The sequence below is a fragment of the Citrobacter sp. Cpo090 genome, from assembly GCF_030332665.1.
Classification (GTDB): domain Bacteria; phylum Pseudomonadota; class Gammaproteobacteria; order Enterobacterales; family Enterobacteriaceae; genus Citrobacter; species Citrobacter portucalensis.
Map to the genome: position 1 here is coordinate 1,745,646 of NZ_JAOWHK010000025.1, position 23,709 is coordinate 1,769,354.

At 51.5% G+C, this 23,709-nt stretch carries 22 protein-coding genes; 7 read left to right on the top strand and 15 right to left on the bottom strand.

Going from position 1 to position 23,709, the window contains the following annotated elements; genetic code table 11:
- Nucleotides 1-160 precede the first annotated feature (160 nt).
- Complete coding sequence (locus tag OGY83_RS11065; RefSeq protein WP_008783909.1) at nucleotides 161-616, bottom strand: YaiI/YqxD family protein; 456 nt, start codon at nucleotides 614-616, stop codon at nucleotides 161-163.
- A 189-nt stretch (nucleotides 617-805) separates the two neighbouring features.
- Here OGY83_RS11065 and proC point away from each other — a divergent pair, with 189 nt between their 5' ends.
- The gene (gene proC / locus OGY83_RS11070; RefSeq protein WP_079938403.1) at nucleotides 806-1,615 is read left to right on the top strand and encodes a pyrroline-5-carboxylate reductase; all 810 of its coding nucleotides are present in this window, start codon (nucleotides 806-808) and stop codon (nucleotides 1,613-1,615) included.
- Nucleotides 1,616-1,632: 17 nt separating this feature from the next.
- On the opposite strand, the gene adrA is transcribed toward proC, so the two are convergent.
- The 5 genes from adrA to OGY83_RS11095 form a co-directional block, all read right to left on the bottom strand.
- Nucleotides 1,633-2,748 carry a diguanylate cyclase AdrA gene (adrA, locus tag OGY83_RS11075; protein WP_139762607.1) on the bottom strand — a complete coding sequence of 372 codons (1,116 nt, stop codon included), beginning with the start codon at nucleotides 2,746-2,748 and terminating at the stop codon, nucleotides 1,633-1,635.
- A 91-nt stretch (nucleotides 2,749-2,839) separates the two neighbouring features.
- Entirely contained in the window at nucleotides 2,840-3,160 is a 321-nt protein-coding gene (psiF, locus tag OGY83_RS11080; RefSeq protein ID WP_003830956.1) for a phosphate starvation-inducible protein PsiF, read from the bottom strand.
- 97 nt (nucleotides 3,161-3,257) lie between these two features.
- Entirely contained in the window at nucleotides 3,258-4,673 is a 1,416-nt protein-coding gene (gene phoA / locus OGY83_RS11085; RefSeq protein ID WP_286635866.1) for an alkaline phosphatase, read from the bottom strand.
- Nucleotides 4,674-4,777: 104 nt separating this feature from the next.
- Complete coding sequence (locus tag OGY83_RS11090; RefSeq protein ID WP_079938406.1) at nucleotides 4,778-5,020, bottom strand: sigma-S stabilization anti-adapter protein IraP; 243 nt, start codon at nucleotides 5,018-5,020, stop codon at nucleotides 4,778-4,780.
- 248 nt (nucleotides 5,021-5,268) lie between these two features.
- Complete coding sequence (locus OGY83_RS11095; protein ID WP_286635867.1) at nucleotides 5,269-6,465, bottom strand: multidrug efflux MFS transporter; 1,197 nt, start codon at nucleotides 6,463-6,465, stop codon at nucleotides 5,269-5,271.
- Between the two features lie 301 nt (nucleotides 6,466-6,766).
- Here OGY83_RS11095 and ddlA point away from each other — a divergent pair, with 301 nt between their 5' ends.
- The gene (gene ddlA / locus OGY83_RS11100) at nucleotides 6,767-7,861 is read left to right on the top strand and encodes a D-alanine--D-alanine ligase (RefSeq protein WP_079938428.1); all 1,095 of its coding nucleotides are present in this window, start codon (nucleotides 6,767-6,769) and stop codon (nucleotides 7,859-7,861) included.
- Nucleotides 7,862-7,884: 23 nt separating this feature from the next.
- On the opposite strand, the gene OGY83_RS11105 is transcribed toward ddlA, so the two are convergent.
- Nucleotides 7,885-8,103 carry a DUF2754 domain-containing protein gene (locus tag OGY83_RS11105; protein ID WP_003830949.1) on the bottom strand — a complete coding sequence of 73 codons (219 nt, stop codon included), beginning with the start codon at nucleotides 8,101-8,103 and terminating at the stop codon, nucleotides 7,885-7,887.
- A 264-nt stretch (nucleotides 8,104-8,367) separates the two neighbouring features.
- Between OGY83_RS11105 and OGY83_RS11110 the strand changes: the two genes are divergently transcribed.
- Nucleotides 8,368-8,691, top strand: coding sequence for a DUF2755 family protein (locus OGY83_RS11110; protein WP_123268487.1), 324 nt, complete (start codon nucleotides 8,368-8,370; stop codon nucleotides 8,689-8,691).
- On the opposite strand, the gene OGY83_RS11115 is transcribed toward OGY83_RS11110, so the two are convergent.
- Together OGY83_RS11115 and sbmA are read right to left on the bottom strand one after the other, a co-directional pair.
- Complete coding sequence (locus OGY83_RS11115; RefSeq protein ID WP_286635868.1) at nucleotides 8,676-9,779, bottom strand: DUF1615 domain-containing protein; 1,104 nt, start codon at nucleotides 9,777-9,779, stop codon at nucleotides 8,676-8,678. The genes OGY83_RS11110 and OGY83_RS11115 overlap by 16 nt on opposite strands.
- Before the next feature lie 15 nt (nucleotides 9,780-9,794).
- On the bottom strand, nucleotides 9,795-11,015 hold the full coding sequence (gene sbmA / locus OGY83_RS11120; protein WP_191227667.1) for a peptide antibiotic transporter SbmA: 1,221 nt from the start codon (nucleotides 11,013-11,015) through the stop codon (nucleotides 9,795-9,797).
- A 384-nt stretch (nucleotides 11,016-11,399) separates the two neighbouring features.
- Between sbmA and ampH the strand changes: the two genes are divergently transcribed.
- A complete protein-coding gene (gene ampH / locus OGY83_RS11125) occupies nucleotides 11,400-12,557 on the top strand; it encodes a D-alanyl-D-alanine-carboxypeptidase/endopeptidase AmpH (protein WP_286635869.1) in 1,158 nt (385 codons plus the stop codon).
- A 1-nt stretch (nucleotide 12,558) separates the two neighbouring features.
- Here ampH and iprA read toward each other — a convergent pair whose 3' ends face one another.
- Nucleotides 12,559-13,182, bottom strand: a complete 624-nt coding sequence (iprA, locus tag OGY83_RS11130; protein ID WP_123268490.1) for a hydrogen peroxide resistance inhibitor IprA — start codon at nucleotides 13,180-13,182, stop codon at nucleotides 12,559-12,561.
- 90 nt (nucleotides 13,183-13,272) lie between these two features.
- Nucleotides 13,273-16,197, bottom strand: a complete 2,925-nt coding sequence (gene ehaB / locus OGY83_RS11135; protein ID WP_286635870.1) for an autotransporter adhesin EhaB — start codon at nucleotides 16,195-16,197, stop codon at nucleotides 13,273-13,275.
- 501 nt (nucleotides 16,198-16,698) lie between these two features.
- On the opposite strand from ehaB, the gene hemB reads away from it, so the two are divergent.
- Nucleotides 16,699-17,673 (top strand): porphobilinogen synthase, encoded by a 975-nt coding sequence (hemB, locus tag OGY83_RS11140; RefSeq protein ID WP_042310217.1) that lies wholly within the window; start codon nucleotides 16,699-16,701, stop codon nucleotides 17,671-17,673.
- A 77-nt stretch (nucleotides 17,674-17,750) separates the two neighbouring features.
- On the opposite strand, the gene tauD is transcribed toward hemB, so the two are convergent.
- The 4 genes from tauD to tauA are packed head-to-tail and all read right to left on the bottom strand — an operon-like array spanning nucleotide 17,751 to nucleotide 21,170.
- Nucleotides 17,751-18,602, bottom strand: coding sequence for a taurine dioxygenase (gene tauD / locus OGY83_RS11145; RefSeq protein WP_079938413.1), 852 nt, complete (start codon nucleotides 18,600-18,602; stop codon nucleotides 17,751-17,753).
- The gene (gene tauC, locus OGY83_RS11150) at nucleotides 18,599-19,429 is read right to left on the bottom strand and encodes a taurine ABC transporter permease TauC (protein ID WP_286635871.1); all 831 of its coding nucleotides are present in this window, start codon (nucleotides 19,427-19,429) and stop codon (nucleotides 18,599-18,601) included. Before tauC ends, tauD begins: the two co-directional genes overlap by 4 nt.
- Nucleotides 19,426-20,193, bottom strand: a complete 768-nt coding sequence (tauB, locus tag OGY83_RS11155; RefSeq protein WP_079938415.1) for a taurine ABC transporter ATP-binding subunit — start codon at nucleotides 20,191-20,193, stop codon at nucleotides 19,426-19,428. Before tauB ends, tauC begins: the two co-directional genes overlap by 4 nt.
- Before the next feature lie 14 nt (nucleotides 20,194-20,207).
- Complete coding sequence (tauA, locus tag OGY83_RS11160) at nucleotides 20,208-21,170, bottom strand: taurine ABC transporter substrate-binding protein (RefSeq protein ID WP_079938416.1); 963 nt, start codon at nucleotides 21,168-21,170, stop codon at nucleotides 20,208-20,210.
- Between the two features lie 339 nt (nucleotides 21,171-21,509).
- Here tauA and OGY83_RS11165 point away from each other — a divergent pair, with 339 nt between their 5' ends.
- Together OGY83_RS11165 and OGY83_RS11170 are read left to right on the top strand one after the other, a co-directional pair.
- The gene (locus tag OGY83_RS11165) at nucleotides 21,510-22,139 is read left to right on the top strand and encodes a response regulator transcription factor (protein ID WP_008783889.1); all 630 of its coding nucleotides are present in this window, start codon (nucleotides 21,510-21,512) and stop codon (nucleotides 22,137-22,139) included.
- Nucleotides 22,139-23,680, top strand: a complete 1,542-nt coding sequence (locus OGY83_RS11170) for an MASE1 domain-containing sensor histidine kinase (protein WP_286635872.1) — start codon at nucleotides 22,139-22,141, stop codon at nucleotides 23,678-23,680. The genes OGY83_RS11165 and OGY83_RS11170 overlap by 1 nt, the downstream gene beginning before the upstream one ends.
- The last annotated feature ends 29 nt before the right edge of the window (nucleotides 23,681-23,709 follow it).

The following is a 23,709-nucleotide window of genomic DNA, read 5'->3' on the forward strand; positions in this document are numbered from 1 at the left end:
ACAAGCGGGATCTGATGCGGTTAAAAATATAATCATATCATCAAACTAGTACATCGCCAAAATTGTAAAGAAAAAATTACAGAAAGAATGGCGAGATGAGTTAATCCCTACTATAACAAGAATTCACAACGAATAAAGTGTAAATAATAAATTACACATTCTATTTTCTACGCTGAACTTCCAGCCACCACTTATCCAGTTCAGCCGCAAAATGCTGTCTGTCGCGGGGCGAAAGGCTGTCCGGCCCCCCGGTCTGAATACCGCTGGCGCGTAGCGTATCCATAAAATCACGCATCATCAGACGCTCGCGGATCGTGGCTTCGGTATAACGTTCGCCGCGCGGGTTAAGCGCCGCCGCACCTTTTTCAATCACTTCAGCCGCCAGCGGAATATCTGCCGTTATCACTAAATCACCGGCGCTGCACTGACGCACAATCTCGTTATCAGCGACGTCAAAGCCCGCAGGCACACGTAATGTGCTGATGAAACGCGAAGGCGGGACGCGCAGGCTTTGGTTGGCCACCAAAACAAGCGGCATTTGCATGCGCTCAGAAGCGCGGTACAAAATGTCTTTAATCACATTCGGACACGCATCGGCATCCACCCATATTGTCATAACTTCTCCCCACTGGTGTGCTGTCGCACATTGTCGCGTGCTTTTACTTTCAGGCAAAGTGCTGTTTCTCCTTCTGAACATATTCATTCCGCGCTAAGCTTAGCTTTCCCAGATTTACCCTAAATACTTCAAGTAACTTAAAGTATTTAGGGTATAAAACAATGAATATCATCCATAGGGAGTGACAAGATGGACAAGAAAATTGGTTTTATCGGCTGCGGTAATATGGGCAAAGCCATTCTTGGCGGCATGATCGCCAGCGGTCAGGTTCTCCCCGGACAAATCTGGGTCTATACCCCTTCCCCCGATAAGGTCGCCGCGCTACACGACCAGTACGGCATTAATGCGGCACAGTCAGCACAAGAAGTCGCGCAGATCGCTGATATTGTTTTTGGGGCCGTAAAGCCTGGCATTATGATTAAGGTGCTGAGCGAAATTACCTCCAGCCTGAACAAAGACTCTCTTGTCGTCTCGATTGCGGCGGGCGTCACCCTCGATCAACTCGCCCGCGCACTAGGCCATGACCGTAAAATCATTCGCGCGATGCCAAACACGCCGTCACTGGTGAACGCCGGAATGACCTCCGTCACGCCAAACGCCTTAGTCACGCCAGAAGATACGGCCGACGTGCTGAATATCTTCCGCTGCTTTGGCGAAGCTGAAGTTATTGCGGAGGCAATGATTCATCCGGTCGTTGGCGTCAGCGGTTCAGCACCGGCCTATGTATTTATGTTTATCGAAGCGATGGCAGATGCCGCCGTTCAGGGGGGGATGCCCCGCGTGCAGGCTTATAAATTTGCGGCACAAGCGGTAATGGGTTCAGCGAAGATGGTGCTGGAAACGGGTAAACATCCAGGCGAATTAAAGGATATGGTGTGCTCGCCAGGAGGAACCACCATTGAGGCAGTACGCGTCCTGGAAGAACGCGGTTTCCGTTCATCAGTGATTGAAGCGATGATTAAGTGCATGGAGCAGTCGGAAAAACTCAGCCGCTCCTGAGTTAACACCGCCGGACGTCAGGCCGCCGCTTCAGTGCGGTTACGTCCGGAATTCTTTGCTTTATAGAGCGCCATATCTGCTGATTTTAACCATTCTCTATAGTGTTCAGTTTCAGATGTCAGCGGCGCAACGCCCACGCTAATGCGCAGGTCAACCTGCGGCGCGCAAGATAAACGCAGTTGGGTAAGCCGTTCGTGAACACGAGACATCGCTGCAATCGCGCTGCTCGCTGACGTGCCACACATGATTACCGCAAACTCATCACCGCCAAAGCGACCAATCACATCGCTACCACGTAAGGTCATCTGTAACTGGCGGGTCAGTGCCACAATAGCCTGATCCCCGACGTCATGACCCCAGGTATCATTGATACTCTTAAAATGGTCGATATCGATGATAAGGAGCGTGGCATCACGCTGATGGCGGCGGCAATTATCAAATTCATTTCGCAGCAACAGTTCCCAATGGCGTCGGTTATACACCCCGGTCATGCCATCTCGCGTACTCATAACCTGTAAGCGACGTTTATGTTCTGCCAGCCTGATAAGCGTCTTATAACTCACCCAGGCAAACAGCAACGGGTAAACCACTAACACCGGCAGCGACAGCAGCACGCCCAGTTGCGTACTGCTAAAAGCTACGGGGATATCAGTTAACTGTAACGTCACCAGGCAGGAAACCACCATCAACACGGCGCCCGCGATGAAGACACGCATCCCCCCTGCGCCCATCAGGTTGATACAGATAATCATCAACAGCGCCGTGGATGGCAGCAAGTTTATCCCCATAATCCCCATCCACATCCCGGCGAGGATGGCATCGGCTTTTAAGTTGGTATATTCGCTATGCAGTGGATCGACCGCTTTACTTGCCAATTGCCATGCCAGATGTGGCCAGACAAACGCCCATCCCACCAGCAAAAGCCACCAGCCTCCGGTTATTGGCTGAGAAACTAATACCGACGCGATAGGGAAAAACATTCCCCCCAATCCCACCGCTCGCGGCAGCCTGATTCGTCGGGCAAATCGCAGACCGGAACGTTGGTGGTCATTTTGATGAAGCAATATAAATGCTTCATTCGGGACGACCTTCTTTTGATAAAAGTTTTCATCATTCATCGTATTTGGGAATATTCTGAAACAAATTTCCCAAATTATAGGAAGGGGTCTGGTGGCGGAAGTATGATATTTCGGGTGAGCGATTTTACCTGCTCACCCGGAAGTGCTAAGCAGATTTTTTCAGGCAAGCGCTCATAAACTTATTACGATCATCGCCTTTCAGAGACTGCTCCGTCGCCTTGACGTTGCATTCACGCATTTTCTGCTGCTGCGGCGTCAGGCTCTTTTCCTCAGGCGCAGATTTACTGTTTTTCAGGCAATCACTCATATAGGTCTTACGCGCATCCCCTTTTAAGGTCTGCGCCGTTGCCTGCTGATTGCAGGTGGTCATACGCTGTTGTTGCGGGGTTAACGTCTTCTCGGCAGCACCGACGGTAGTTAAAAAAATCAGACCAAAAAGTAACGTCATTAATAATGTAATTTTCATAGCACCATCCTTTTCTGAACGACGACACACAGGTAAGTTTGGCTGCTAACGATAAAAATACCACCCGACGGCATAAGTATTGCCGCCGGGTAACCGCTTATTTCAGTCCTAACGCAGCTTTCATCGTGTAAAAAAGGTCGGTTTGATCGGTCAGGCCAACCACATTTGCCGCATGAGGGCCATAGGCTGCAATACGCAGTTGGCTGCCAGTGTGCTCCTGGGACTCTTCTTCTGAGTTGCCATAGCTGATGACCATCACCGCTCCATCTTTGGTGTTCAGCGCTTGCGTCAAACCGGGTGCTTTAGTATCCGGCGCGACTATCTGGCTGGCATGCGCGTGGTCAGCGGTTACCACGACCAGGGTGTTGCCATCTTTTTTCGCAAAGGCAAGTGCACGCTGCACCGCTTCATCCAGATCGACCGTTTCACCAATTTGTCCACACGGGTTAGCAGCGTGATCCTGTTTGTCGATAGACGCGCCTTCTACCTGCAGGAAGAAGCCTTTCTCATTTTTGCTTAACAGCTCAATCGCTTTATCCGTCATCTGCGCCAGAGTCGGCACGCTGTCGTTACGTTTTGGATTTGGCGTACAGGTCACTACCGGCTTATCCAGATTCCCATGATAAGACGCTTTCGGCCCTTCCCAACGCACTGGCATATTACCGTCTGAGAACAGACCCAACAGCGGTTTATCCTGATTCGCTTCGGTAATCGCCGCCAGCGTCGCGGCATCGCTCACCATCTGGTAACCACGGGCCTGTGCTTGTTCACGCAGCGTTTTACCCTGCCACTCACCTGCCGCAGCGGTTTCAGTAAAAGTCTTTGCCCCGCCGCCTAACGTAACATCCGCACGGGCATTCAATAATTGTTCGGTAATTGACCCTTTACCACCTTTCTCCAGCGCGTTCGTCGGGCATTTTTCAGCCGTCACGCTCGGGCCATAGCATTTACGCGAAGTGACATGGGCAACCAGTGCGGCCGGCGTGGCATCCTGTAGTTCAGCCGTGGAAACGTTGCCTGTCGCCAGACCTGCCGCTTTGGCCATTTCCAGAATCGTGGTGTGATCTTTTTCATGAATATCCACACCCAACGCCCCGTTATAGGTCTTCACACCGGTTGTCCACGCTGTCGCGGATGCTGCTGAATCTGTCACATAATCGGGCTTGCCCGTTTTCTTATCCAACGCATAATGTGTGTATTGTCCGGTCAACGGTAAAGCATCAATACCTTTAAAAAAGCCACCCGCACCTTCAGCATAATTTCGCGCTGCCGTTATTTCGGAATCGCCCATCCCATCGCCAATCAGTAAAATTATATTTTTGGCCGGTTTATCGTTCAGGGATTCGCGCAGAGCCGCCGTTTGGTCGGCAGATAATCGGCGAGCGCCACCCGGCGTGGTGATATCACCTTGAGCGGCACGATTATCCATAACCGCTACAGTAGATGTTTCTGCATTAATAATCGGGGTAAACAACAAAGGTAACAGGGCAATAGCGAGTGCGCTTTGTTTCACTTTATATTCTCCATGTATAAATACGGTAAAATTAAAACAAAGCGACTATAAGTATTTGATGTGACACTTTTATGATAATTTGTGGGTGCCCCGCCACAGATGGTTCAAAACGCTTTAGGTACGCTCTCGCAAGCGTTATGTATGTTCGTCAGAAACGCGGGCATGCGGTTTACGTCAGCCAGCGCCCCCTCAATTTGACGAATAAATATTTGTCGATCGTTCCACGCCATATGGCGCAGCATTTCGATGATTACCCGCTCTAACGTTTCGACCTGTGCCGCCAGATCTTGCGACTCTTCTTCTTTTTGCGCGAGCTTAAGTAACAACTCAGTGACGAGGTTTTTCATTTGCCTATTCCCTTAACAAAATATAGGCCACGTTATCATTAAGATTCACAACTGCCTAGAGGATGAAAGTTGTATTTTTAGACGTAATAAAACGTTTTGCGAAAACAATCACAACACAAAATAAGGGTAAATGCGTCTGGATGCAGAATGATTCAATATAAAAAGGTAAGAAAATTAATAATCACACAAATATATAATACGCAATTATGGATTAACAACGCTGACAAGCAGCGTTGTTAATCAGGAACTCAACGAACCCCGCGCCGACGTCGTAACGCGATAGCTAGTTGCCAGATATTGATAAGCACAATGCTCGCGGTGGCAATAAACACCCAGCGAAAGCCTGCCATTGCTGAAACCGTCGCCCCCATTAATGGCCCGGCGACATTGCCAAGGTACATAAATGATTGGTTATAGCCAAAGATGCGCCCGGTTATCTGGTCGCTGGAGTATTTCACCAACAGCGTCTGGACCGCGGGCAGCATCGCGCCGTCAGCAAAGCCGAGCAGAAAACGTAGGATACCCAACTGCAACGGCGTGGTGACCCACGACATGGCGAAAAACAGCACTACCGCAAAGATTAACGTCGCCATTAAAATCCGCTCAGTACCAATACGGTCGCCTAATTTGCCAAGTCGGGGCGCGGAAATCAGAGCAGAAATACCCGGTACTGAGGCTATCAGCCCGCTGAGAAAAGCAATATTCGAACTGTCCGGGACCATCGATTTAATAAACAGCGCCAGAATTGGCCCAATTGAGCCGTTACACAGTTGGATCACCATCGTAGTAAAAAACAGACTGATCACCAGCGCCGGATAAGGCAGCGAAGCGAACACGGCCTTCCCGCTCAGACGTTCGCTTTTTTTGATTGTTGGACGTACGCCCTCTTTGATCAAAAACAGCGTGACCATGAAACTCACCACCAGCAAGGCGGCGGTAATACAGAAAACTGCCCGTAGGCCAACGTGGTCGGCAATAAAGCCCCCCATCAGCGGCCCGCCAATGACGCCGCTAATTTGTGCAGTCGAGAGCGTACTCAGCGCCCAGCCGCTGCGCTCGCGTGGGACCTGTGACGCGACCAGCGCCATCGCATTAGGAATATAGCCGGAGGTTAACCCCATCACCCCACGCAGCAGAAAAAGCTGCCAGACGTTAGTGGCAAAGGCCTGGAGCAAAATCGCAATGGCCATACCCAGTGAGGCCCGCAGCAGCATCAGCTTGCGTCCTTTCCGGTCGGCTAAACTGCCCCACATCGGAGAGACAATGGCTGAGATTAGGAAGGTGACGCTGAACGTTAACCCGGACCACATTGAAAGCGCTTCGTGCGAGGTCACGCCCAGTTGGGAGATATAGAGTGGTAAAAAAGGCAGGATTTGACTAATCGCCAGTCCGGTAAAAAAGCACCCGAACCAAACGGAAATAAGATTAACTCTCCAGGATTCCATAAGGACTCATAACGATAAGTAGCTGAAAACTGCGAGCAGCTTAACAAATTACTTAGCTGAATAAGGGTCCACAGGTGCGATAAATCACAGTTTAGGATTTTATCTTCCCGCTCATCATATTTGTGATACAGCTCACATCAAACCCATAATATAAGCAGGGGATTATGCTTCACGTACGAGCCGCGTGTTTGTTCTGTTCTATTCCCCTGTCGTCCGCCAAAACAATCTGCCAGAAGCCGAGGAAACCTGCGTTTTGTCGTGGTAATGTATGTGCTTTGCATTCATGGAATGGGTTTTTAAGATGGCAAAGTTGCGGGTAGGAATCGTATTTGGTGGTAAATCAGCGGAACATGAAGTGTCATTGCAATCGGCAAAAAATATTGTCGATGCCATCGACAAGACTCGCTTTGACGTTGTGCTGTTAGGTATTGATAAACAAGGGCAATGGCACGTCAGCGATGCCAGTAACTATCTGCTCAATTCAGACGATCCGGCGCATATTGCGTTGCGACCTTCTGAGACCAGCCTGGCGCAGGTACCGGGTAAACAAGCGCACCAGTTGATCGATGCACAAAACGGTCAACCACTGCCAACGGTCGATGTTATTTTCCCGATCGTACACGGTACTCTGGGTGAAGATGGCTCTCTGCAGGGCATGCTGCGCGTGGCAAACCTGCCGTTTGTCGGTTCTGATGTGCTGGGTTCTGCGGCCTGTATGGATAAAGACGTGACCAAACGTCTGCTGCGCGATGCCGGGTTAAACATCGCGCCATTTATTACGCTCACTCGCGCGAATCGCAACAGCGTTAGCTTTAGCGAAGTGGAATCCCGCCTGGGTCTGCCGCTGTTTGTAAAACCGGCCAACCAGGGCTCGTCCGTTGGCGTCAGCAAAGTAACCAGCGAAGCCCAATACGATCAGGCCGTCGCGCTGGCATTTGAATTCGATCATAAAGTCGTGGTGGAGCAAGGGATCAAAGGCCGCGAGATCGAATGTGCGGTACTGGGCAACGATCATCCGCAGGCCAGTACCTGTGGCGAGATCGTGCTGAACAGCGATTTTTACGCTTACGATACTAAATACATTGACGATAACGGTGCCACAGTTGTCGTTCCGGCAGCAATTGCACCAGAGATTAACGATAAGATCCGCGAAATCGCCATTCAGGCCTACCAGACACTGGGCTGTGCCGGCATGGCGCGCGTGGACGTTTTCTTAACTGCTGAAAACGACGTTGTGATCAATGAGATCAACACGCTGCCAGGCTTTACCAACATCAGTATGTATCCGAAGCTGTGGCAGGCGAGCGGTTTAGGCTATACCGATTTGATCACTCGCCTGATCGAACTGGCGCTGGAACGCCATGCTGCGGATAGCGCGCTAAAAACCAGTATGTAAACCCGCCAGGATGCCTGATATAGCTATTGGGCATCCTTTGCTTCATCATCTTCAACGCGGCGACGGATGATTAATCCGGCCAGCCAAAAGCTAATCACCCAGGTCACCAGCCCCACCGCATAAGTTTGCCATCCCTGCGCTTCAAATCCTAACAATCCCACCACGCCATTCAGAATAAAGATAAGCCCAATAGCGAAGGCATAATAGTGCCAGTCTCGGCGGATTTTTACAGGCAGGTTCATAACAGCTCCGGTGGAAATACAACACAGGGAGGCATCCTCGCACATTTCCCTGTGGGCGTCTGTGGCCTGTGCGGAATTTCTTAAATGTAACTAAATTTCACTTAAAGTTACATAATTGTGACCACCAACAAAAAACCGAAATCCAGGAATAATCTCTACCTGAAATTACCATCATTCTGATATTGACATTGCCAATCACCTGTCAGACTCACTCTCAGTTCCAGGCATTACGTCAAAAAAAGCAGGTTATTTTCGGAGGTCTTTATGGCTGATTTTACGCTCTCAAAATCCCTGTTTAAGGGCAAGCATCGGGATCCCTCCTCCCTGCCCGGCAACATTGCGTATGCCGTATTTGTGCTGTTTTGCTTCTGGGCGGGTGCACAGATTTTAAATCTGTTGGCCCACGCGCCCGGCATCTACGAAGAACTGATGCAGTTGCAAATGCAGGAGACAGGACGCCCGCGGGTTGAAATCGGTTTAGGCGTCGGTACCCTCTTTGGACTGATCCCCTTCCTGGCCGGAAGCCTGATTCTTGGCGCCATCGCGGCGGTCATGCGCTGGCGCCACCGTCATCATAAAGATGACTGACTCATACACTTCGCCCGACGGTCATCCACCCGTTTAGCAAACCATGCGGTAGTCAGATTACGCGTGATCTTCGGGCTTTCCAGTTGAATGCCCGGCAGCATTTCACGAGGTAACGTTTTCCCGGTCTTCGCTTCCGCCAGCTTATAAACCTTCTCGTACAGCGCGGTCTCTTCAAAGGCCAGGCTGTCACCTTTTTGCAGTTGACGGCGAATCTCACTCTCGCTCATGTCCAGCTTCCCGGCAAGTTTACGTACTGCAAGCTCCGTTTTGCCAGGCTCGCTGCTGCCGTAGAGAATCAAGTCACCGTCCATCGCCAGCTTCACCCCACTGGCTTTACTGACCGCATTCTGGAAAGCTGCATTGCGGCTGGCATACCATCCGGCATTAAAATCGGCGAAGCGGAAGATTGGCGCACTGTAATTCACCGGGTAGTTGAGCAGATGATATGTACCAAACCACAACCCACCACGACGGCTAAACACTTCCTGACGTACCGTCCCCGCCATTTTCCACGGATACCCGCTGGCGTGCTGCTCAGCAAACGCGATACTGACCTGCATCGGCCCACCGGTATGTACCGGATTAAGCGAGCCGAACAATGTCTGCCCCATCGGTACCATATTGATGAAATCATCAAAGATAGCGCTAAGCTGTTTTTCCGTTTTCACCGTATCCAGACGCTCGCTGTAGCTTTTCCCCGTTGGCGAGTTAATCTTTAGCGCGGTATGCACGACAAACAGCGGGATATGCATGCGTTCTGCGCGACGGTCAATCTCTTTCCAGGCGATTTTGCTTAAGCCAGGAACAGCCGGATCGGCCTGGAAGTTTGACTCCTGCTGCGCTACCGCCAGCACCGAACAGATGTTTTCAACCGTCGGTGCCAGCTTCTGGCTTTCAAAGGTCTTTGCCAAATCTTGCGCCCATGCGTCCCGGTCTTTCACGCTGGCGGGCATTTTCTGGCGCACCACGCTCGCCACATCGACGGCTTTCTCCCCCTTTTTTAGCGGCTGCGCGGGTTGGCTACTACATCCCACCAGCACCAGTGCTGCCAGACCAGTCAAGGGGTAAAGACGGGAAACCGTCGACATAACATCTCCTTATTATTAACTCAGCGTATGGGTAACTTCCTGAATATCCTGACCATCAAGCTCTCGTTCAAAGCTGCGCAGACGCTTATAAATAGACATCAGTTCCACTAACGTTGTCCAGGAGTTAATCAGATACTGGAACGAGCCGCGCACCTGGCCAAACACGTTGGTGATTTGCGTCATCAGGCCGAGCGTAATCGTACCGGCAACAATCGACGGAAACAGCAGGAACAAGCCGAAAACGTTATCAACCTGCAGGTAAAGAATACGGGCGATATTGAAGTACATATAGTGAAAATAGAGACGGAAGTAGTTTTGCCGTACCGCATGGAACAGTTCGCGCACCGTCGGTGGCGTCGCACGGTTGCCATCATCTTCGCCATAGACCAGTTCTTTACGATAGGCCGCTTCCACGCGTTGGTTTTTAAACTCCAGCCCGGGAAGTTTTATCCCGACCACGGCCAGCAAACCGGTTCCCATCAGCGACCAGACTATCGCGGCAATCACCAGGCCGTAAGGCACATGTCCAATAATCGGCAGGTCAGGAACATGGGCAGAGAGCGTAACCAGTACAGGCAGGAAAGCAATCAGCGTCATAATCGCGTTGATAAAGCTAACGCCCATATCTTCCAGCGTAGAAGCAAAACGCATGGTGTCTTCCTGCACACGCTGCGCTGCGCCTTCGATGTGACGCAAATGCTGCCAGTGCGCCATATAGTGTTCGTTCATCGCGGTACGCCAGCGGAACACATAGTGGCTAACGAAGAAGTTGTTCATCACGCCAATGACCACGGCTATCAGCGCAATGCCAAGAAAGATGCCCACTTCATGGTAGAACTGCTCAATCTTCACCTTATGCGGTGCGCTGAGCGCAGTTTGAATCAGGTCATAGAATGGCGCATACCAGGCGTTGACGGCGACTCCGACTTCCACCAGAAACCAGGTCACAAAAATAATCAGCGATGTGCCCAGAATAGACCAGTACTGCCAGCGGTGTGGGCTATAGAGAAACCAGAACAGCGCGAACACCCCGACACAAAGAATGTAGTACGCATAAAAAATCAGGTAATCCAGCGACCAGAAACGCGCCGCGCTAATTGGTACGTCTCCCGACGCGCCGGTAATGTGTGCAACCCAGGCTCCCCCACCTGCTTGCCAGAATACAACGGCGACGAGTGCCCAAATAAATGCCGAAATAAAGAATGGTCCCGGCTTTGGGAAAAAAGACTTAAACATAGTGCTCTCCTGCTAACTTCTTATCGTTATGACGACTGCTGTGCATTTGCCACCGTGGAGTGCAGTGGCCAGACGGCTTACGCCCAAAAACACAAGCTGAAACCGACAATTGTGACCAAAACCAAGGCACTTAGTTCGCACCTCGGTTATGAAGAATTGTTTCTGTGGTTTTCACACTCGACAACGTTCCTGTACGTGCAGATTATCACAGCGTGAGATCACAAAAGCGAACATCCGCAATCCAGGAAACTCCTGTGTTTACTCATCGTTACGTTTTTCCCACTATCATTGGTTGATAAGCGCTTTGCAATACGCCGATGAGTAGTATAAATACGCATACGCACGACATCCTTTTTCACTTTCTCTAACTCATGGACACCACCGTTGAAACGTAGTCTGCTTTTTTCTGCCGCGCTGTGTGCGGCGTCATTGACATCTGTCCAGGCGGCACAGCCTATAACCGATCCGGTCTTCGCCTCTGATATCGTTGATCGTTATGCCGATCATATATTTTACGGCAGTGGTGCTACGGGGATGGCGCTCGTGGTGATTGATGGTAATCAGCGTGTATTTCGCAGTTTTGGTGAAACACGCCCCGGCAATAATGTTCATCCGCAACTGGATTCCGTAATCCGTATTGCCTCAATTACCAAATTAATGACCAGCGAAATGCTGGTGAAATTACTCGATCAGGGCACGGTCAAACTCAACGATCCTTTGAGTAAATATGCACCACCAGGCGCTCGCGTACCTACTTATCAGGGAACACCAATTACGCTGGTGAATCTGGCGACACATACCAGCGCGCTGCCGCGCGAACAGCCTGGCGGCGCGGCCAAGCGCCCGGTGTTTGTCTGGCCAACCCGCGAGCAGCGCTGGAGCTATCTCTCAACGGCTACGCTTAAAGCCGCACCAGGGTCGCAGGCTTCTTATTCCAACCTGGCTTTTGACCTACTGGCCGATGCGCTGGGTACCGCGTCCGGTAAGCCTTATCCGCAGCTGTTTGAAGAAAAAATCACCCGCCCACTGGGGATGAAAGACACCACCTTTACGCCGTCCCCCGATCAGTGTCGACGCCTGATGGTCGCGGAAAAAGGTGCCAGCCCTTGTAACAATACGCTGGCAGCGATGGGCAGCGGCGGCGTCTATTCAACGCCTGGCGATATGATGCGCTGGATGCAGCAGTATCTCTCTTCTGACTTTTATCATCGTAGCCAGCAGGCTGACCGGATGCAGACGCTGATTTACCAGCGTACGCAGTTAACTAAAGTAGTGGGAATGGACGTTCCAGGCAGAGCCGATGCGCTTGGTTTGGGCTGGGTCTACATGGCGCCGAAGAATGGCAGACCGGGAATTATTCAAAAAACCGGTGGCGGCGGTGGCTTCATTACCTATATGGCGATGATCCCACAACAAAACGTTGGGGCATTTGTCGTAGTGACGCGCTCTCCGCTGACCCGTTTTACCAATATGAGCGACGGTATCAACGATCTGGTTGCAGAGTTGAGTGGGAACAAACCACAGGTCGTTCCCGCATCCTGATTCAATACTCAAAAGGCAAACGGTTAATGCACACCAGTTTGCCTTTATTCATTTCAATGTAACCACCTTTACGCAGTGCCGCGAGAACCTCAGCGACAACCGAGCGTGAAATTCGTGTACGTTGGTGAATATAGTTCATGACGCCAATACGCGAACGAAGAACCTCGTCCCATTTCGTCATGGATATCAGCGTGGCGCGAATCTGATCGTAGGAGTTATTGCCGATCAACTGCAGATCGCGCAATTCAAGCATAGAGTTTTGCCATGCTAGCCAACAAAAAGCTTCACGCCAAAGCTGGCACTCTTCAATTATATTAATTGTTTGTGAGGCGGGAAGATGATATCCAGTACAATCACTTTCGGTTATTAATCTGTATGGTACATCTGTTTTCATCACGCCATCGGAAAGGCCCATAATGAATGGCGCCTGTGCCATCCCAACCAGCACGTTTTCCCCTCTACGCAGGGAAACAACACCACTTAAAATAATGAAAGTATCGTCACTATTTACATCACTTGAATATATTATTTCTTTATCGTTATCACATTCAAAGTGTTTGCCATACTTCGACAAACATTTATCAAGCTTACCAAATTCCACAAGCGGTTTATTTGAAGCTAGCATTTGCGCATTCCTTGCAATAAATGCCCGTCAAATCCGTGACGGGCATTATTTCTGAATTAAATTACCTTATATTTCACTGTAAGACAGTTCTTACCAGGTATATTTAACACCAACGTTTGCAGACCAGTCTTGATCAACATCACCACCACCGAGGTAGTTAGCATCGGTGTACGCGCTGAAGTTTTTGGTAAAGCTGAACTGAGTACCCAGTCCAACACGTACCGCAGAACCTTCTACGCCGTTGTCGATAGAGTCGCCGTTTACGTCAGAATCGTTGTTAGAATCGTCGTAAACGTAGGCCAGTTTGAAGTACGGAGTCAGCGCCTGGTCGTCGCTGTAGGCGAAGGTATAACCTGCATCTACACCCAGTTCATAACGCATGCTGTCATAAGACTGACCGTCAACTTTCATGTCGTTGCTCAGCTTATAGTCATCACCAGACTGGAACAGACCTGATACGCTGCCGTATGGCGTTACGTAACCTGCGTCACCCAGTTTCAGGTCATAACCCAGCTTCAGGCCAAAGCCCCAGGCATCAGAAGAGGTGCTGCCATCAACATACTGACCGTTGCTCATGTTGGCAGACAAGTCGTTGTTGAAGTGAGAGTAGCTTACGTTACCGTCAACGAAGATGTTGTTGGCAAAGTGAGCAGAAGAGTAGATGTAGGCAGTCTGGCTATCCTGATCCACCTGACCGGTACGGTCGCTCATATCACCTTTCGCGAAGCCTGCTGCAGCACCGACAATCCACTTAGCGTTGTTACCATCAATTTTGGAATCAACACCAACCATGATGCCGTTAACATCCTGATCGTAGTTAATGGTGCCGTTATCTGCATCGAAGCTACCACCGAAGTAACTTACCCATGCACCACCGTTATCAACCAGACCATGACGTGCGTTAGTCAGACGAGTACCAACGGTGTCTTGTTCCAGGTTCCAGATATTGGTGTTAGCAGACGGGATGCTCAGCGCCATGTTCGCGTAGTCTGTCAGTTCCATCTGCTGCAGAACAACGGTGTTACCCTGCTGCTGTGCCTGATAGGTGTAAGCACCCAGGTCAGCTTTATTGGCTGCAGAGAAGGTCGCAGTGCTGTTCGCGTCGTTAACGTAGATCAGCTCGTTACCTTTATAATCCGCAACAGAACCTGCGCCAGTAGCATTGTCGATACGGACTTTATAGTTACCGGTTGCCGCCGCTACGTGGTCACCGTAGTTATCAACTTCAGACTGATCGCCTGAGGTATCGGAATCGCCGTTACCGTTGATAGTCAGATGACCATCAGAGTTCATCGCGATCACGCCATAACCGTAGTTAGACTGAGATTTATCGTTAGTGCGATCGTTGGTCAGATCTGCATTCAGCACATAGTCAGTGCTGTTAATGTCGAAAACACCCGCGTTAACATGGTTATAAGCGTCGGTGTAGCTGGTCAGGTTCAGGGTATCAACCTGCAGTGCATTACCGGTACTGTTACCCACATCCAGAACGCCGTTGTTAGTGACGTTAATGGTGTTTGCATAGAGAGCTGCATTACCCACGCTCCAGCCAGCGGATACGTCGTCAGCAATCGTTACAGTACTGTTGTCGATAGACAGAGTATCTGTTGCAACATGGCCATCTTCGTTGATGTTCAGTGCAGAACCACCGGTCAGGCCAATAGTGTCGGAGATCAGGGTAGAATCACCCACGTTAACGACTGAACCACTGTTGATGCTCAGGGTGTCGATAAGAGACGTTTTGGTGGTATCCCACTGTGAAGCGCCGTTCAGCGTGACGTTGAACAGGCCACTCTGGTAGACAGCGTTGCCAACTACATGACCATTTTCGTCATAAGAAGTTGTGTCGCTATCAATACCGTAGGTTGAATCCGGCCACAGGCTGTTAGCGGCGATGTCGATCAGCGTAGCAGTGGCTTCAGTACCCGCATCGTAGCGGTCATAAACACCGTCGCCATCGGAATCAACCTGGTGCACAGACATTGCCGCACCCACCCACTTACTGCCGTTGTTCAGGGTCAGATCCAGACGGTCAGTACCGTCCCAACCATTGGTATCCAGGTCAGCATCGGTATCACGATAAGTGTCAGCACCGTTCGGGAAGAAGTTCTCATCAAAATTGCTGGAGAACAGCACGTCACCCATCAGTGTGGAATTGTTAAACGTTGCGGTGGTCTGCATCGCGTTATCCGCATCCGGATGTGCAATCACAGCTAATGCAATATCGTCAGCATCCTTGTAATTACCGCTGTAGTCGCTTGCATTGCTGGTGTTACCAAACCAACCAGAGGTACCTTCATCAGACCATGAGCCAGAGGTCACGGTAGAATCAGTAACAGCAATGGTGTTGTTAAACACTTCGCCGCTGTTTACACCGGTACTAACGGTATTGTCGTCAATATCTGCCCACTCATAACCCTGAGTCAGCGTAATACCTGCAACGTGAGAGTTGGCGGAGATAGACAGATCAACTTCTTGATCCAGAGTAATAGCCGTACCCAGGTTATAAACGTCGACAACGTGTGTGTCAGTTGCGTCATTATACGTACCGTTGTAGGTATAATGTTCGTAGTTGTCATCAATCGTTGAGTTGATAACGTTCATCGCCAGGCGATCGTAGTAGTAGTCGGTACCCGTACGGTTAGTACAATCCGTGGTCATACATTCGGATGTCACCATACCGTGAATGGTGCTGTTTTTAATCGTCAGGCTGTTGTTATTGGTGTTAGTAGACAGCCCATCATCCAGATAATAAGTAGAAATAACGCCGTTGACAGTGGCGTTATTAATTACCGGATAAATATCACCGTTATAAATACTATCGGTGTCGTAATTGTTCCAACCAACATATCCATCGTAATAGACGCCATCAGCATAAGAGGCGTCATTATAATGGGCAAACGTTGTGTAGGTGGTGCCAGAGATATCAGTTGAAGCATTCGCCTGAGAAGTGATTGCCAAAGTGCAGGCTAATGCTAATTGTGAGACTACAAGTTTCTTTTTCCAAGTGTGCATTTGTCATCCCTCCTCAGGGACGTAATATAGTTGATCCATCAATTATCAATGCAAAGAAAACATTTTATGTTTCGCAGGGCGGATTATGCGGTGTCACAATGGAAAGGTTCAATTATTCTTTGGATTAAGTCCGATTACGGACAATAGGCAAACAAATCATTTGAAACAGTAAGATCGCGTAAAAATCATTTTTATTTTAGACAGTTACACGCAAGAAAAATGACAAAATAATACATTGAAACTATGATTAACTTAAAAATAAAACGTCAGCTAATAAATTCCATTAAATCCCCATCGCTTAATTATAGATTAAATTAAACTAAATTCACCATAAAACTAATCACCATTTAAAATAATGATAATTGCAAAAATAGAAATTACACATAATACGAAGTATAGGCACCATCACCATAACCCCGGCATAACGCCAACTTTCGTAAACCCCTCGCCCTCAGGTTCGGGTATACTACGGCCTTCGATTCCACAAACATCAGGCATACCATGACAGACCTAATCCAACGCCCTCGCCGCCTGCGCAAATCTCCTGCGCTGCGCGCTATGTTTGAAGAGACAACACTCAGCTTAAATGACCTGGTGTTGCCGATCTTTGTTGAAGAAGAACTCGACGATTACAAAGCTATCGACGCCATGCCCGGCGTGATGCGCATTCCAGAGAAACACCTTGCGCGCGAAATCGAACGCATTGCTAATGCGGGCATCCGTTCGGTCATGACTTTCGGGATTTCCCACCATACTGATGACACCGGCAGCGATGCCTGGAAAGAAGACGGCCTGGTGGCGCGCATGTCGCGTATCTGTAAGCAGACCGTACCGGAAATGATTGTCATGTCCGACACCTGTTTCTGTGAATACACCTCGCACGGTCACTGTGGCGTATTATGCGATCACGGTGTTGATAACGACTTAACCCTTGCTAACCTTGGCAAACAGGCAGTTGTTGCCGCCGCGGCGGGCGCGGATTTCATCGCCCCTTCCGCCGCAATGGATGGCCAGGTACAGGCGATTCGCCAGGCGCTGGACGCCGCGGGCTTCACCGATACCGCGATCATGTCCTACTCCACCAAGTTTGCCTCTTCTTTCTACGGTCCATTCCGTGAAGCCGCAGGCACGGCGCTGAAAGGCGATCGTAAAACGTATCAGATGAACCCGATGAATCGCCGTGAAGCAATTCGCGAATCGCTACTGGATGAAGCCCAGGGTGCAGACTGCCTGATGGTGAAACCGGCTGGCGCGTATCTCGATATTCTGCGTGATATCCGCGAACGTACCGAGCTGCCGATTGGCGCTTATCAGGTCAGCGGTGAATACGCGATGATTAAGTTCGCTGCGATGGCGGGTGCTATAGATGAAGAGAAGGTGGTGCTGGAAAGCTTAGGTTCAATCAAACGCGCTGGCGCGGATCTGATCTTCAGCTACTTCGCACTGGATCTGGCTGAGAAAAAAATCCTGCGCTAATCACTTTGTTGTCGAATGGCGACTTCGCCTTATCGGGCCTACAGATTCAGGCCCGATAAGTCAATCGCCGCCGGCAATCACCCCGCCCGATAAAACGGCTTATCTCCCAAAATTGTCGCCCGGTGCATAATACGCCGCTGCGGCAGATAATCCGCATTCGCATAATGCTGCGTCACGCGATTATCCCAAATCGCCACATCGTTGGGCTGCCAGCGCCAGCGCACCTGAAACTCCGGTTTGGTGATATGCGCGAACAAAAAGCCCAATAATGCCTCGCTCTCTTTTTCCGTGACATCCACAATTCGCGTGGTAAATCCTTCATTCACGAACAGCGCCTGCTTCCCGCTCACCGGATGCGTGCGCACCACCGGATGCAGCAACGGTGGATGTTTAGCGACAGCCTCCAGCCAGCGCAGATGCTCCTCCGGGGTCTTGCGGTATTTATATTCCTGGAATGATTTACGAAAATCATGCTCTGCCCGCAGGCCGCTCAGCAACTGACGGAACGGCTCAGAGAGCGCTTCATAAGCGGCAATCCCACTGGTCCACAGGGTGTCTCCTCCGGTTGATGGTAGCTCTTTTGCTGCCAGAATCGCCCCGGCAGGCGGCGTGTCGATAAAGGTCACATCGGTATGCCAGTTATCGTTATCCGGCGGATTATTGTTATGGGTATCCAGTACGATAATCTCTTCTACCCCTTCAGCATGCGGATAGACCGGATGAATATGCAGATCGCCGAAACGCAGCGCCAGCGTCCGCTGCTGTTGCGGCGTAATCACCTGCTCACGCAGAAACACCACCTGGTGGCGCAGTACCGCGTGATAAAGCTGTTCAAACTGATTATCGCTCAGCGGACGCGTTAAATCCGCGCCGATGATTTGTGCGCCAATATACGGCCCCAGCGGGGTAATGCTCAGACGTTCACTCATTGTACTTCTCCATGCCAGGGCGTCAGGCGGCGCTGAAGCGCGCGCAGACCCAGTTCTAAAATAAACGCGATAACTGCAATCACCGCGATCCCCGCCAGCACCACATCCGTTGCCAGAAACTCTCCGGCTGACTGCACCATAAATCCTAAACCTCGCGTGGCAGCAATCAGTTCAGCTGCCACCAGCGTCGACCAGCCCACGCCAAGCCCGATGCGTAACCCGGTGAGGATCTCCGGTAATGCCCCCGGCAAAATAACAAACCACAGAACCTGCACACGGCTAGCCCCCAGCGACTGCGCGGCGCGCACCCTCACCAGTTGTGCGCTTTTCACCCCCGCCAGCGCCGACATCGCCACAGGGGCGAAAATCGCCAGATAGATCAGCAGGATCTTGGAGGTTTCACCGATGCCAAACCAAATAACCATTAGCGGTAAATAGGCCAGAGGCGGAACCGGACGATACAGTTCAATGATCGGATCGAGAATGCCACGCATCGTCGGACTCAGCCCCATCGCGATCCCAACCGGAACGCCCAACAGCACCGCCGCCAGCAGCGCGATAACAATACGCGTCAGACTCGCCGTCAGATGCTGCCACAGCGTGGCATCCATAAATCCCTGCGGACCGGCAATAACGATCAGCTTTTGCAAAACCTGACCCGGCGGTGGTAAAAACAGCGGACTGATTAACTGCAGCGCCGCCACCGTCCACCACACCGCCAGAATGACGGCCAGCGTACCGAGGCTTAAGGTAATCTGTCGCGACAACGGCCAACGCCAGTTCAGCACCCGCTGGCGACGGGGTTTATCATTAAGCACCACGCTCATGAGAATGCCTCCCGTTGTTCAAAGACCCGACCTAACACATACTCGCGCATGGCGATAAACTGCGGATCGGACTTAATGCTGCGACTCGGCTCTCCGGCCACAAAGCGACGGGCGAAATTCAGCGGCAGACGCTCCAGTACCCGGCCTGGGCCTGGCGACAGCAATACCAGCTCTGTTGCCATAAACACTGCTTCTTCGATATCGTGGGTAATCAGCAACACCTGTTTGCCGGTCTCATGCCACAACTTCAGCAGCAGGGTTTGCATCTGCTCGCGGGTAAAGGCGTCGAGCGCGCCAAAGGGTTCATCCAGCAACAACAGCTGCGGGTTGGCCGCCAGCGCCCGCGCAATGCCGACGCGCTGACGCTGCCCACCGGATAGCTGCCAGATAAAGCGTTTGCCCGCATCCTCCAGCCCGACTTTCTGCAACATCTCAAGGGCAATACGCTGACGCTGTGTTTTTTCCACCCCCGCCAGCTGCAGACCAAAAGCCACGTTCTCCTGCACGTTCCGCCAGGGCAGCAGACCTTCATTCTGGAACACGACCCCGCGATCTGCCCCCGGGCCATCAACCCTGTTACCCGCCAGCGTGATGCTGCCATGCTGATATGGCACAAATCCGGCAATCAGATTTAACAATGTGGTTTTCCCACAACCGGAAGGGCCGAGTACCACCAACAGTTCACCGCTATCGAGCGTCAGGTTGATATCCTCCAGCGCCGGTTTTCCACCGTAGCTGGCGGCAAGATGAGAGATTTGCAGCATCAGCGCCTCCTTATTTATTGCACGAAGCGATCGGTCACGTACTGGCTGTAATCTGTCGCGACAGCGGGAACTTTGCCCTGCTCTTTAAGGAACTGTGCGGTGTCGATAATCGCTTTATTCACCGGACCGGTTAGCTCAGCGGTTTGCTGTTGCGCTGTCAGGTAAGTGTTGCCTTTCACCAGCCCCGGCACATCCGTCTCCGGTACACCGCTCAAACGCGACAATTTGCTGATATTCTCCGGCTGCTTCAGCCATTCATCAGGATTAGAGATATAAGGCTGCTGGGCATCGATAGCGCTTTTGGCAAAGGCTTTCACCACCTCAGGATGCTTCTCGGCAAAATCTTTGCGCACCACCCACACGTCCAGCGTCGGCGCGCCCCACTCGCCAACCTGCGAGGAGTCGGTTAACACCTTGCCGTCTTTTTCCAGCGCGTTGACCGCAGGCGCCCAAACATACGCGCCATCAATGTCTCCGCGCTGCCAGGCGGCAATAATCGCCGGTGGCTGTAGGTTCACAATCTCTACCTGGCCGGGTTTAATCCCCCAATGTTTCAGCGCCGCCAGCAGGCTATAATGGGTGGTGGAGATAAACGGCACGGCAATACGCTTACCAATCAAATCTTCCGGTTTACTGATGTTTTTCTTCACCACCAGCGCTTCAGAATTGCCGAGCTTTGACGCCAGCAGGAAAACTTCAATGGGCACCTGCTGACTGGCAGCGACCGCCAGCGGGCTGGAGCCAAGATTACCGATCTGCACATCACCGGATGCCAGCGCACGAACGATGCTCGCGCCGCTGTCAAATTTGCGCCAGTCAACGGTCGCCCCGCTCTCTTTGGCAAAAGTGTTATCCGCCTGCGCCACTTTGGCAGGTTCGGCGGAGGTCTGATAAGCAACGGTGACGTTCACCGCTTGCGCCTGAAATGCGATGAATGCCAGTGCGGCAAGAAGTGCGTTACGCGATGAAATAGCCATGATTGTCTGCTCCCCTGTCTTGTTATGGAGGCAGTATTTCGTTGCGGCACTATTTGATAAAGGAATTAAAAATTCTGGTTAATAGCGATCTGTTTTTAGAAAAAAAGCGGCAATAGTTAGCTATTTCGCTCATTACAGAACGTAGGCCGGATAAGGCGCTTGCGCCGCCATCCGGTAATCATATGCCTGATGCGCTGCGCTTATCAGGCCTACACTCGCTATAACACCCGGCAAATTATTGCGATTTTGTTACATTCGTTACATATCCGTGCCACGGTGATTGCCAGCACAGCGCTGGCAGGCATCATAGAGGCCATTGTCAGGCAAGAGAGCAATATCATGATTCATGTTGTGCTGGTGGATGACCATGTGGTGGTGCGTTCCGGCTTTGCGCAATTACTCAGTCTCGAAGACGATCTTAACGTTACCGGTCAGTACAGCAGCGCGGCGGAGGCCTGGCCTGCACTTCTGCATGATGACGTCAGCGTCGCGGTAATGGATATCGCCATGCCGGATGAAAATGGTCTGAGCCTGTTAAAACGACTGCGGGCGCAAAAGCCCGGTTTTCGCGCCATAATTCTCAGCATTTATGACTCGCCGACATTTGTGCAAAGCGCGCTGGACGCTGGCGCCAGCGGTTACCTGACCAAACGCTGCGGCCCGGAAGAACTGGTGCAGGCGGTACGCTCGGTGGGCATGGGCGGACATTACCTGTGCGCCGATGCGCTGCGGGCATTACGCGGCGGCGAGCAGCCCGCGCAGGTCCTGGAAGTTCTGACCCCGCGCGAGCGTGAAGTGTTTGATCTGTTGGTCAAAGGCGACAGCGTGAAAGAGATCGCCTTCAAACTCGACCTCAGCCACAAGACGGTGCACGTTCATCGAGCGAACGTGCTGGGCAAACTGCAATGCCACAGCACCATCGATCTGGTGCATTTTGCCCTCGACCACCAGCTATTGACGGGGCATTAATGTCGCGTAGCCTTCGGCATTGGGTTATTTCTCTGTTTATTCTGCTGGCCTGGGGATCGGGCTGGCTGATGTTGTGGACGCTGGGATTTTACCTGACCCACAACGGCCAGCAGGCGGCGCTATTCCTGCCGCACGGCGTCTATCTCGCCCTGTTAATTCTGCTTTCTCGCCGTTACTGGCCCGCGCTGATACTGCCACCCCTACTGATGTTGTTCTGGCTGCACAGCGAGCAATTATTGAATGGCTATATCCTGCTGGCTGCGCCGTTAATTAGCCTGGTTCCGGCGAGCATCGGCCAGTCATACTGGCACCGCTTTCCCCTGTACTGGCAACGCTTAACGCTGCTGCTGGCCGCGGTGACGATCACTTCATTACTCAATACCGCCCTGCTTTCACCATTTATTCAAAGCCCGGCAACATTAATTGGCCTGGCGTCGTTTACCGGCGGCGTTTTGCTGACGCCGTTTGTCTATCTGATCTATGAATTTCTGCGCCAACAGCACCGCTATCATCTGCTCGGGCTGGATACCACCAATCCCCCGCTGCGCACTTCGCTTATCATCTGGTGCAGCCTGTTTTTTATTATTGGCATCGGCACCCAGATGGTGCTGTCGCCGGAGATCGAGCGCCTGTTGCTGATCGTGGTGTTCTTACCGAACGTGGTGATGGCGTGGAAATTTGGCTGGCAGGGCGGTGTGTTGTCCGGATTGCTCGGCAGTATGATGATCACCATCGCCCGGCAAATCGGCGTCGGGTTCAGTAACCTACTGGAGCTGGAGATTTTCCTCGCTACCCAGGCGCTGCTCGGCATAGGGTTGGGGATCGCCATTAGCCGCCAGCAGCATCTGGCGCAAAACCTGCACCATTATCGCCAGCGTCTGGAAACCGAACTGGCAGCGCGTCGCGCGCTGACCGAACAGTTGATCCGCACCGAAGAAAATACGCGCAAAAGCCTGGCGCGGGAACTACACGACGAAATTGGTCAGAACATCACCGCCATTCAAATTCAGTCGCAGCTGGTCAAACGCGCGCCGGGTCGCGAGCAAACGCTTGAGGCTGCGAATCAAATCAACGACCTTGCCCGGCGTATTCACCACTCCACTCGCCAGTTGCTTCGCCAGTTGCGGCCCCCCGCGCTCGATGAACTGTCTTTTAAAGATGCACTACATCATCTGGTGAATGAATTTGCTTTTTCTGAACGGGGTATTCGCTGTCGCTTTGATTATCAGCTAGAGAATACGCCAGAAAACGAAACGGTGCGCTTCACGCTGTATCGCCTGTTGCAGGAGTTACTCAATAACGTCTGTAAACATGCCGATGCCAGCGATGTGTCGATTACGCTGCGCCAGCGGGAACATTGCTTGTTTCTGGACGTCGCTGACAACGGCGTTGGTATTCTGCCAGAAAAAATTCCCGGTTTCGGTATCCAGGGGATGCGTGAGCGGGTGAGCGCCCTTGGCGGTGAACTGACGCTCGAATCAAACAACGGCACGCGAGTAATTGTTAACCTGCCCACAAATTTGCAACAAACCAGCCGCTAACCAGGAAAAAGTCTTAGTCACTGCGGACT

What these genes read in the sequence shown, in the direction of transcription:
- OGY83_RS11110 (WP_123268487.1), top strand. Translation starts at nt 8,368, where the DNA reads ATGGCTGATTTTACGCTCTCAAAATCCCTGTTTAAGGGCAAGCATCGG.
- OGY83_RS11065 (WP_008783909.1), bottom strand. Translation starts at nt 616, where the DNA reads ATGACAATATGGGTGGATGCCGATGCGTGTCCGAATGTGATTAAAGAC.
- tauD (WP_079938413.1), bottom strand. Translation starts at nt 18,602, where the DNA reads ATGAGTGAACGTCTGAGCATTACCCCGCTGGGGCCGTATATTGGCGCA.
- sbmA (WP_191227667.1), bottom strand. Translation starts at nt 11,015, where the DNA reads ATGTTTAAGTCTTTTTTCCCAAAGCCGGGACCATTCTTTATTTCGGCA.
- tauB (WP_079938415.1), bottom strand. Translation starts at nt 20,193, where the DNA reads ATGCTGCAAATCTCTCATCTTGCCGCCAGCTACGGTGGAAAACCGGCG.
- tauC (WP_286635871.1), bottom strand. Translation starts at nt 19,429, where the DNA reads ATGAGCGTGGTGCTTAATGATAAACCCCGTCGCCAGCGGGTGCTGAAC.
- OGY83_RS11115 (WP_286635868.1), bottom strand. Translation starts at nt 9,779, where the DNA reads ATGTCGACGGTTTCCCGTCTTTACCCCTTGACTGGTCTGGCAGCACTG.
- OGY83_RS11170 (WP_286635872.1), top strand. Translation starts at nt 22,139, where the DNA reads ATGTCGCGTAGCCTTCGGCATTGGGTTATTTCTCTGTTTATTCTGCTG.
- OGY83_RS11090 (WP_079938406.1), bottom strand. Translation starts at nt 5,020, where the DNA reads ATGAAAAACCTCGTCACTGAGTTGTTACTTAAGCTCGCGCAAAAAGAA.
- tauA (WP_079938416.1), bottom strand. Translation starts at nt 21,170, where the DNA reads ATGGCTATTTCATCGCGTAACGCACTTCTTGCCGCACTGGCATTCATC.
- hemB (WP_042310217.1), top strand. Translation starts at nt 16,699, where the DNA reads ATGACAGACCTAATCCAACGCCCTCGCCGCCTGCGCAAATCTCCTGCG.
- ddlA (WP_079938428.1), top strand. Translation starts at nt 6,767, where the DNA reads ATGGCAAAGTTGCGGGTAGGAATCGTATTTGGTGGTAAATCAGCGGAA.
- OGY83_RS11095 (WP_286635867.1), bottom strand. Translation starts at nt 6,465, where the DNA reads ATGGAATCCTGGAGAGTTAATCTTATTTCCGTTTGGTTCGGGTGCTTT.
- ehaB (WP_286635870.1), bottom strand. Translation starts at nt 16,197, where the DNA reads ATGCACACTTGGAAAAAGAAACTTGTAGTCTCACAATTAGCATTAGCC.
- proC (WP_079938403.1), top strand. Translation starts at nt 806, where the DNA reads ATGGACAAGAAAATTGGTTTTATCGGCTGCGGTAATATGGGCAAAGCC.
- OGY83_RS11165 (WP_008783889.1), top strand. Translation starts at nt 21,510, where the DNA reads ATGATTCATGTTGTGCTGGTGGATGACCATGTGGTGGTGCGTTCCGGC.
- iprA (WP_123268490.1), bottom strand. Translation starts at nt 13,182, where the DNA reads ATGCTAGCTTCAAATAAACCGCTTGTGGAATTTGGTAAGCTTGATAAA.
- OGY83_RS11105 (WP_003830949.1), bottom strand. Translation starts at nt 8,103, where the DNA reads ATGAACCTGCCTGTAAAAATCCGCCGAGACTGGCACTATTATGCCTTC.
- psiF (WP_003830956.1), bottom strand. Translation starts at nt 3,160, where the DNA reads ATGAAAATTACATTATTAATGACGTTACTTTTTGGTCTGATTTTTTTA.